Annotated in this window: 9 protein-coding genes and 1 pseudogene; 5 read left to right on the forward strand and 5 right to left on the reverse strand. The window is 36.7% G+C overall.

Going from position 1 to position 9572, the window contains the following annotated elements; all coding sequences use genetic code 11:
• Positions 1-3: 3 nt before the first annotated feature.
• Positions 4-186, reverse strand: coding sequence for a hypothetical protein (locus tag ACK5MF_RS11595; protein ID WP_416922357.1), 183 nt, complete (start codon positions 184-186; stop codon positions 4-6).
• 1373 nt (positions 187-1559) lie between these two features.
• Here ACK5MF_RS11595 and ACK5MF_RS11600 point away from each other — a divergent pair.
• Together ACK5MF_RS11600 and ACK5MF_RS11605 are read left to right on the forward strand one after the other, a co-directional pair.
• A complete protein-coding gene (locus tag ACK5MF_RS11600) occupies positions 1560-3494 on the forward strand; it encodes a methyl-accepting chemotaxis protein (protein ID WP_416922359.1) in 1935 nt (644 codons plus the stop codon).
• 117 nt (positions 3495-3611) lie between these two features.
• Complete coding sequence (locus tag ACK5MF_RS11605) at positions 3612-4556, forward strand: XRE family transcriptional regulator (RefSeq protein ID WP_416922361.1); 945 nt, start codon at positions 3612-3614, stop codon at positions 4554-4556.
• Between the two features lie 313 nt (positions 4557-4869).
• Here the strand turns inward: ACK5MF_RS11605 and ACK5MF_RS11610 are convergent, their stop codons facing one another.
• The 3 genes and pseudogenes from ACK5MF_RS11610 to ACK5MF_RS11620 form a co-directional block, all read right to left on the reverse strand.
• Positions 4870-5178 carry a hypothetical protein gene (locus ACK5MF_RS11610; protein ID WP_416922363.1) on the reverse strand — a complete coding sequence of 103 codons (309 nt, stop codon included), beginning with the start codon at positions 5176-5178 and terminating at the stop codon, positions 4870-4872.
• A gap of 248 nt (positions 5179-5426) precedes the next feature.
• Positions 5427-6266: pseudogene (locus ACK5MF_RS11615) on the reverse strand (mechanosensitive ion channel domain-containing protein); the annotation flags it as partial.
• A 47-nt stretch (positions 6267-6313) separates the two neighbouring features.
• Complete coding sequence (locus tag ACK5MF_RS11620) at positions 6314-6784, reverse strand: DUF2780 domain-containing protein (RefSeq protein WP_416922364.1); 471 nt, start codon at positions 6782-6784, stop codon at positions 6314-6316.
• 680 nt (positions 6785-7464) lie between these two features.
• Here ACK5MF_RS11620 and ACK5MF_RS11625 point away from each other — a divergent pair.
• Positions 7465-7659 carry an ANR family transcriptional regulator gene (locus tag ACK5MF_RS11625; RefSeq protein ID WP_416922366.1) on the forward strand — a complete coding sequence of 65 codons (195 nt, stop codon included), beginning with the start codon at positions 7465-7467 and terminating at the stop codon, positions 7657-7659.
• 193 nt (positions 7660-7852) lie between these two features.
• Positions 7853-8269: a hypothetical protein gene (locus tag ACK5MF_RS11630; RefSeq protein ID WP_416922368.1), complete on the forward strand. Its 417-nt coding sequence runs from the start codon at positions 7853-7855 to the stop codon at positions 8267-8269.
• Between the two features lie 312 nt (positions 8270-8581).
• On the opposite strand, the gene ACK5MF_RS11635 is transcribed toward ACK5MF_RS11630, so the two are convergent.
• Positions 8582-9202 (reverse strand): 2-dehydro-3-deoxy-6-phosphogalactonate aldolase, encoded by a 621-nt coding sequence (locus ACK5MF_RS11635; protein WP_416922370.1) that lies wholly within the window; start codon positions 9200-9202, stop codon positions 8582-8584.
• Between the two features lie 193 nt (positions 9203-9395).
• Here ACK5MF_RS11635 and ACK5MF_RS11640 point away from each other — a divergent pair.
• The coding region (locus ACK5MF_RS11640) for a transposase (RefSeq protein ID WP_416922373.1) at positions 9396-9572 on the forward strand (177 nt) is incomplete at its 3' end.

A 9572-nucleotide genomic window follows, 5' to 3' on the forward strand; every position in this document is an offset into this window, starting at 1 on the left:
CAACTAGTTCTGTTGCAAAATTGGAAGCCTCTGACCTGAAGAAAAGACTATCTGCTGCTCAACTAAAGAGGTTTTACCAACTAATTGTTTTCCTTTTTGACTAAACTGGCGATAAGCATCATTTTCAGTTAGCATCGCCACCATTACCAAGTGGTAGTAAGCGAGATGCTTGCTAAAGCCACTCATTGAAACTGCCAACTAACAGGCATGACAACCAGTATCCTGTTGTTATTCCCAATTGATAGCCAATAAACAAAGACCAAAAGCTTGCATCCAATGGTTTATTTGAGATATTGATTAGGCATTATGACACCATACCAAACCAGTTACATTAGCAATGCCATTTTTAATCCCTCACTCGTGCATAGAAATAGCTGAATTAACAGTAATACTTAGTCTTTAAACAAGAAGCCTTGCAATCCCCAGTAATCAGCACCTAGTTCATGTAGTGCCTTCATCTTCTCATCTGAATCAATTCGTTCGACGATAATATTGTAATATTTATTATTCAGAATACTTTTAAGATATTGAATATTTCTATTTTATCAGTGAAATTCACTTTTATAAAACTATAGATATCAGACTGGATTTCACTAATTCTAAAATCTGGTTCACAAGGTGATGCATTCACATCATCAGCAGCAAGAATAACATTTGATGACCTTAAAAACTGCAGACCATCACGGATTAAAATACAATCACAACAATGATTTTTTCCGTTATTTCAATGACTAAATGAACATCATATTGCTTTAATTTTTGCTGAAAAGAAACAATATCGCAGAGTAAAAACTTATCACATAAATGACTTCTCTCTACGTTAACAAATAAAAATAACCCGCTAAATAGTATCAGACGTTCTTGCAAATTTTGTATTTTTTGCAAAATTATTCTGGTTGTGTCAGGGAAAATAAAAGAATGGTACGAAGCAAGAGAACTTTGGTTACAAGCGAATACCAAAGCAAGTATTGGTCATCCAAACAGAAATTGGTCTTGGGCAAGAGCCATGTATTGTAATATACAATTACCACACAATAACCAAATTAAAATTAAGAATAAAATTTAAAAATCAGCCTATATTCTGGGTGCTATAACAACCTCAATCCTCATCATCATTGCGATTAACATCGTAAGACTAACATCAAAAAAGTTGAATAAAGAAACCTAAATAGCCTGATTATAGCCCCAATTGGAGGGAAGATAGTTGTAATGGACAATGCCAAGCCAAGGCTCACCTCTAGCGGGTGTTGTCCTTTTTGTCACTCATTGTGTTCGCAGATTACTTCAGCCACTATTTCATCACACACCATTTGCCTAACCGATCTAATCATCCTACATGATAGTCTTCCGACCACCAGAACAGTTGACTTACTTTATTATAAAAATAACTTACTTTTCGTGTAGGTTTATTCCTTTTTCAATCGTCGAATTTGAGAAAATAAAAATTAATGCTAATAATTTCATGATGTTACAATTTTAAATTTATTCAGCAATATTTGTCGGAAGATATGAATTCCTATAAGGTGTGAATAACATTATTCACCACCAAAGAATGACAAATGCTTAATAAAATCACAAAAGTATCGTATAAGATATATTTAACAATTATTTTATCAATAATATCTTCACTATTCATAACTGGAGTAGCTTGTTTTGCAATCAAAAATATTCAATATGATTTTGATGTTTTCAGGTTGGTAAACCAGAATGCCATTCAAGCAAGCAATGTCCAAGAGAGCATGCTCACAGCACGAATTCGAGCGCTGTCCTATCGCCAAAATGGAAAAGATGAGCAATTTACAGCTGCAATTAAAGAAACAGAAAACTCAGAAATTATTCTCAAAAAAGAAATCGCGACAGCGACCAGTCAACAAGAAAGAGAAATGCTTTCTGTCGTTCAACACAATATACAGCAATATCAAAATGGGCTAAACCAAGTAAAACAACAAATGTTGCAACTAAATAAACTAACCACTAACAATCAGGTAGTTATAAAAAGTCTACAACAACAAATCAAAGATATGCGAAGCTTAACCTTGAACTCTGATTCAAATGTATTCGAGTATTTGGTTGAGGCAGAATCGCATTTCACACTGGCAGTACAGCATGCCACCAACTTTATGCTTGATAATGAAAAGAGCGAACTTGAACTATATAAAATATCCATTGCGCAACTTGAACAAGATATCATTAAATTTGATATAAATAATCCAAATTTTCGTAGCGATGAGATAAAACAAGGTGTTGCTACATTTAATAATAATATCAATGAAACTTTCAAAGTGATTGAACAACGTAATAATTTGTGGAATATCACTCTTACTGATTTAGGTAATGATATTACTGACAATTTGGAGGCCATTAAGGATTCATCATTTAATGATCAAACCTCGTTATCCGAACAAGTGGCCGAGTTAAGCAAGAATGCAATAATAGCTGTGGCTATTGCATTATTAGTTTCAACTCCAATTGTATTAATTCTTTGCCAGTTGGTGATACGTAGTATTACAGGACCAATCAACGCAACTAAGGCTATCATTGAAAGAATGGCCGAGGGAGAGCTTCAAACACATTGCTCCGCTGAAGGTGCCGATGAAATTGCTCAAATGCGCCGCTCTTTAGGGAAAATGGAACAAAAATTCTACACAACAGTGCAAGAAATTACTCAAAATTGTGAAATGTTGGCTTCAGCATCAGAACAACTTTCCGCCATTAACCAGGAAGTACTCCATAGCTCAACGATTCAGCGACAAGAAACCGATCAAGTGGCAACGGCAATGAATGAAATGTCTGCTGCCATTAATGAGGTTGCTCATAACGCAAACACAGCCTCAGTAGAAGCCGAATTTGCTACAGAAGAAGCGAACAAAGGAATAAATGTTATGTCTTCTTCTATGGAACAGATAGGCTCACTTGCATCACAAATGAGCGGGTTAAGTAAAGATATTTCCATGCTTCACACAGGCACAGAAGAAGTGGGTGATGTGATGGATGTGATTCAAACAATCGCTGAACAAACGAATCTTCTGGCACTTAACGCTGCCATTGAGGCAGCCCGAGCAGGTGATCATGGCCGCGGTTTTGCCGTTGTTGCTGATGAAGTACGCCAACTTGCCCAACAGACACAAAAAGCCGTTGAGAAAATTGAAGATCAAATCACAACCTTACAGCAAAGCACGGCTCTGGTAGTCACATCGATCAATGCTAGTCAAACTACGCTTGAAGGAACCGTGAAACAGTCTGAATCAGCGAACCGTGCATTTATGATGATCACAGAAAAAGTTGCTCAGACGAATAGCTTAAATACACAAATTGCTACAGCGACAGAAGAACAGAGCACCACCGCCGAAGTAATCAGTCAAAGTATCACAGTTGTTCGAGATAAAGTTGAGCAAACCGTTAATATGGTTTCTGACAGCAATCACGCCTCGCAGGAACTTGCCAAAATGTCTGTCACTCTAGCTGAATTGATGCGCTTTTTTACACTGAAATAAATATAGCAAATTGGAGCTAATCACTTGATGGGTCTTGCTTGATGGATTAGCTCTCATCTATAGCTGAAGAAAAACATAGCTAAATAGTAAACACTCTTTGTATTAATTAACAACACTATGAATAAACCATTTAAAACCATATTGACCGAATGGATGTCCGCTAAATCTATAACAAGAAACGAGCTTATTGCCCATTTGCAACTTAATAATTACGAAGATTTTAAAGGGCTAGATTCCATCACTTTAAGTCGTTGGTTAACCGGTAAAACTGTGCCATCAGCCCATAAGCAACTACTGATCTGCAAAAGCATTGATGCCGATCTGATTGACTTTGTAAAAAAAATTAACGCAAAAAATGTAAAATGTCCAAGCAAAAAAACAAAATTGATTTCTGAATTCATTAAATTGCTCGACTATATCAATCCGACGCTTTCTTATAAAAAAGCCGATGCCACCACTAAAATTCATGTCGATATTTTTAGTTACCACCAACATCAGGAAACTTTAGGGGATTTTTACAAAAACATACGACCAATAAACCAGTTCACTGAAGAACTGTATGAACTGACCAATGAGATTTCCTATCCCACCATTCGCTTACTGAATGAACATGATGAGATGATAGGCCACTGGGTGGGAATTGAACCATTAGAGAAAGTACATAACTTACCGTCTTTCCCGTCGTTAAAACCTGAAGAGCAGGATGAAGGCTATCTCCTTAACGTATCTTTTTTCCATGACTCAAAACACTTTTTCTACTTGATTAGCCTTGCGCTTTGCTACTATTTACTTTCGCCAAAATTTAAAAACAAACGAATTGCCTATATTTTTATCTCTGGATACTCAGTGTACGAAGTTACAAAATTAGTTTTCGATGCGGAAGATGTAAAATATTATCCGCCTCAAGAAAAGAACTCACGTTTAGGAGTCCATTTAGTCAAAATAGACATTTTAAAGATAATCGCAAACCCTATTGTACTGCCATTAATACAAAAACGGCTAAAATGCTTAGAACAATGCAACCATGATTGTCAGTTATGTAACTTAAAAAACTATCTGTAAGATTAGCAATGAGAAGGTCAATGGAGAACTCACGTTATCACGGCTTGCCCATGGCTAATGTGGTAGGTTTTATAACAGTAACTAGATTTGCCGCAAGCTTAAGTTAAGTTTTCGTTGTCCTGCATTTACTGTTCCTTTAAAACAACCAAACCCTCACTAAAGAATGTAAAAAGTGAAGGTTTGGTTGTGTTGGGGGTCACAATGAGCCGCTTAAGCATTCCTTATTTAAGCACAATACATATAACATAAACTTCGTATAATAAAATGGCATCGTCCATTCGATAATTAAACGCAATGCTAAAAATCCATTCAGTCAGAGCTCAGAAGACTGCAAATATTCAATTAAACGAAGATAATCACCTAACAACAAAGGGTCTGGGCTATCTATTACACATTTTTTTATAATCGCCTTGGTGGTACTGAGCGGTAAATTCAAATATTGCTGAGTAACAAACACCAGTCGAGAATAGGACGGCTTATTCAGTATCAGGGGCTTTTTACCAGTTATACGAATTTCAAAACGTTCAATTACATAATCCGATTCATCACTTTCGGTACATACCCAATCATTAATATCCAAACGTTCCACCATTACAAATGACGCTATTTCTCTTCTACTCACAAAATGCCGACATCCCTCCTAACAACTTTATCCATTTAACCTAGCCTTAAAAGTTGCTGACTGCGAATCTTCTAGCAAATACATAAATATGGGTGTAGAACATTATCTGAGAAACAACGAATATCACTGGTTAGCTCAAAAATCCGTTTTTTGCATAAGAGACTACCGACTTATAAGAAAATTCAAATCCACCGGATCAGCGGTGGATTTGTACATAAGTGATACTACAATCAATCTATTCGATTCAGATGAACATCCATTTGTGGATAAGGTATCTCAATACCATTTTGATCCAACGCTTCTTTAATTGAACCTAAAGAATCAAAGTACACATCCCAGTAGTCTTCTGTTTTACACCAAGGGCGTACGACAAAATCAACCGATGAATCATTTAAAGCACACACTCCAATATAAATAGCGGGTTCTGTCAGAATACGCTCATCTTTTAATAAAACATCTTGAATAACCTGTTTGGTTTTCTTTATATCTGCCTTATATGAAACGCCGATAGTTAAGTCAACACGGCGTTTAGCATGACGAGAGTAATTAATGATCGACCCTGAAGTAATTGCACCATTGGGTACTACTACCATTTTATTATCTACCGTTTTCAGTACTGTTTGAAAAATTTGAATTGACTCAACTAAACCAGCAACACCGGACACTTCTATATAATCACCAGACTTAAAAGGGCGGAAGCTAACAATAAGAACACCAGCAGCGAAGTTTGACAATGAACCTTGTAGAGCTAAACCTACAGCTAAGCCAGCGGCACCAATCACTGCGACTACAGAAGTAGTTTCAACACCTAACTTCCCAAGTGCCGCGATTAAAACAATCGTAAATAGTACGTAGCGGACTAAACCCAAAATAAAATCGACAACCGCTGCATCCATTTTTTTCTTGTTTAGTAATTTTTTAACACTTGCGGTTATTAGTTTTACGACAATATTACCAATAAACAATATTAAGATTGCAGAAATAATATTAACACTGTATTGAATAATAAGATCTGAGTTATCGCCAAACCAACTACTTACACTATTAACCCCGTCTGGGAAATTAACTGCCAAGATATCTTCAGTCATAAATTTAACCTTTAATCATTCCTGTTATAATAATCATTAATTTAAAATTAGAAAGCAAACAATGTAGCGAATTCAGATAGCAACGATGTTGAAGCACCTTGGTTTTTTAAATAGTTCAGCATTAACGGAGCAAGCTGCATTAACGTTGATGCATTTAAGCCAAGATTACTCAATGAATTAGTCACATCCAAAACGGAACTACTAGAACCACTCAACGATGTAAGGTCTACGCCACCAATCAAAGACGTCAATTCAGAACTACTTGATTGGTTCAAGTTGCTCTGAGCAAATGACAATAATGATGTAACACTTCCAACAGCTTGATCTTGGGTAATACCTAAAGCTGAACTGGTATTATTAACCAATGACAGCAGTTGCTGTGTTTGGGTTACTGTGGGTACTGTTGCCAATTGGTTACTACTGTTAGACGATGTCAAGCTATTTGATTGACAACCACTTAGTGACATAGCGATAGCTGACATCGCAACTACAGCTTTAATTAATACAATAACTTTCATATAGGTCTCAAAATATTAGAAAACTGTACATTAAGTTTTCACAGATCTTAGTGTTTAGCATTTGAAGATAGATTTCTCAATCAACGCTATCAATATCACGAATACACCACTTTTAGACCTAAATCACTGGCTATATAATAAAATGTCCTAAAACTTTGCGAAAATGAAGAATGCTGAGATTATTCATACAATAAAGTTATTCATAATATGTAAGTGTTTCTTCGCTAGATAACCACTTATATAATGGAATAATACATTATAAAAAACATGAATTATTTAGTAACACGCTGTATTTTAGGATATAAAAGATAATTAATTGAGCATCCCAAATATAGGAATTGTTTAGGCATAATTTGATATTAGGCACATATATAGACCAAAACAACATCATGCTAACCCTAACACAATGCAACCTTGCTACCATTAAACAAATTAATAGAACAAAAGATGACGAACAGAATTCCCTTTAACGTCCATTAATTGCAAAAGTATATATACTAAAACTACTTGGAGTTGCAGGTAGGCGACAAGTAAGTGAATCCCCATGAACATAGATAAGCTATGTGATTAGGGTGAACGAATACAGTCAACACCGCTGCTGCTTCAAGTTGGAAGAGTATAGAAACGATGGTAACTAAACCTCGATATGCTTCCAATCAACCAAAGAGAGTAGATATCCTATGAGTAAAGCAGATTACTTATCCTGGGCACAGCAAGCTTGCGAAAAAGAAAAACAACGAGAATGGGATGAAGCTAGAGCGCTTTGGAAAAAAGCCCAATCCCATGCTATCACCGGCTCTCAAAACGAGAATTGGGCTTGGGCACGCTCTGTCTTTTGTAATGTTCGCCATCATCAACAAAGCCGACGAATGTAAGATCAAGCATCATTGTTCTACTATAAACTACCCCAACTCTGATATTAAACTTACAGTCTCGGTTATATATTCAGCTTTTACAACAAACAACACTACGCAGTGTTAATGAATGTTCCCAATAAAAGATTGGCATAGATTTCAGATTAATTATCAAATAGTTAGATAACAAAATAATGAAAAAATTATTTCAACAATGGGATTCGCTATATTAACCGGCTGTGCATCCACATCAAACGAGCAATCGGCGTCCAATGATGCCCGAGTCTGTGCACAAAATTTCACTCAATCAGGGAGTTTGCTAACAGGAAAGCAATACAAAACGTTTGAGATCATCGAAAATGCCAAGCAAAAATCGACTTTTGAAAAAATCACTCGTCACATCACTGCTGATGGGTGGCATATTACTAACTCAGACAGTCAATTAGGTTTACTTAGTGCAAGCCAAACCATTTCTTTTGGCGAAGGAAAAACAGCGCCATTAAACATTACTGTTGAACAAATAAACTCTGACGTTAAAACAGCTATTACGTTCACAACATCCGCTGGTGTTTATTCTCCAGCAACTGCTGTAATGAATAGTTTTTGTGAAATCATCGAAGCAGCAAAATAGTATGATTTATTCTGATGAACACCACATCAGTAAAAAATATTAGCCTCTTTCCATATTTGAAAAAGAGGCTATATGTTTTATCGCTCATAAAATGTGTAAGTGGTGAGCAAATTAGGAACAAGGTTTCCAATTGTCCGTAACCCTATTGTTCAATAGTTTGTATATACCCAAGCTACTTGGAGTTACAGGTAGGCGGCAAGTGAGTGAATCCCCATGAGCATAGATAAACTATGTGATTGGGGTGAACGAACGTAGCCAACACCGCTGTAGCTCCAAGTAGAAAGGGTATAGACGACGTACCACCACACATTTCTAATCCAAACTTTTAATAATATTGGAAACTTTTGCATGCACGGTACTTACAGTATCCGCAGGTTTATATATCGAGCCTCCAATACCTAATCCGCAAGCCCCTATTTCCATGTACATTTTCGCATTGTCGGCCCCAACCCCACCAACAGGAATTAAATTTGTCCTTGCTGAGAAAACACTTATCCAAGCTTTAAGGACTGTTGGAGTGATCATTTCTGAAGGGAACAGTTTTAGCCCATCAGCACCTTTAGAAAGTGCCGTAAAGCCTTCTGTTGGCGTCATGACACCCGGTAACCAAAGCATATTAAGTTGCTTCGCTTTCATACCGACGTCTGGATTAAAGTTTGGAGATATGACAATTCTTCCCCCCACCTGACTCAGTTTTTCGACATCCTCAGGAACAAGAACAGTACCCGCGCCAATCAATGCTTTTCCTTGAAAATGTTTCACCATTTTTCTAATACTTTCAAAAGGCGACGGAGAATTTAAAGGAACTTCCATTATCCTTACACCATTTTCATACAACACTTCGCCTATCTCAATACAGTTATCAGGAGTCAAACCTCTTAAAATTGCAATGATTGGACACTGTTTCAAATAACCTTCAAATTCACTCTTCATTACGGTTCCTTTTATAATCATTAAATACTCGAAGGGTCCCAAAAATAACGGTATTGTCGGGCACAATATGAGAAGTAAAACCTAGATACTCAAGAGCTCTTTGATACGCAACTGGAAGATTGTAGTGGTACAGTGAATTTGGCCACCTGAATAGAGGTGTTAAGATACACCTCAGAGACAAACAGGTGATTTTATGACAAATCGTACAAGACGCACTTTTAGTGCGGAATTCAAACTTGAAGCAGCACAATTAGTAACAGAGCATGGCTATTCGGTTATCGAAGCCGCTAAAGCAATGAATGTAAGTCAATCAGCAATGGATCGCTGGGTACGGCAACTCAAGCAAGAGCAACGAGGCATTGCACCGAAA

The organism is Vibrio sp. (assembly GCF_047973365.1).
In the GTDB taxonomy this organism is placed as follows: Bacteria; Pseudomonadota; Gammaproteobacteria; order Enterobacterales; family Vibrionaceae; genus Vibrio.

Bases quoted from the DNA above. Each gene is read 5' to 3' on its own strand.
- ACK5MF_RS11635 (WP_416922370.1), bottom strand. From the start codon at position 9,202: ATGAAGAGTGAATTTGAAGGTTATTTGAAACAGTGTCCAATCATTGCA.
- ACK5MF_RS11595 (WP_416922357.1), bottom strand. From the start codon at position 186: ATGAGTGGCTTTAGCAAGCATCTCGCTTACTACCACTTGGTAATGGTG.
- ACK5MF_RS11630 (WP_416922368.1), top strand. From the start codon at position 7,853: ATGGGATTCGCTATATTAACCGGCTGTGCATCCACATCAAACGAGCAA.
- ACK5MF_RS11605 (WP_416922361.1), top strand. From the start codon at position 3,612: ATGAATAAACCATTTAAAACCATATTGACCGAATGGATGTCCGCTAAA.
- ACK5MF_RS11625 (WP_416922366.1), top strand. From the start codon at position 7,465: ATGAGTAAAGCAGATTACTTATCCTGGGCACAGCAAGCTTGCGAAAAA.
- ACK5MF_RS11620 (WP_416922364.1), bottom strand. From the start codon at position 6,784: ATGAAAGTTATTGTATTAATTAAAGCTGTAGTTGCGATGTCAGCTATC.
- ACK5MF_RS11600 (WP_416922359.1), top strand. From the start codon at position 1,560: ATGCTTAATAAAATCACAAAAGTATCGTATAAGATATATTTAACAATT.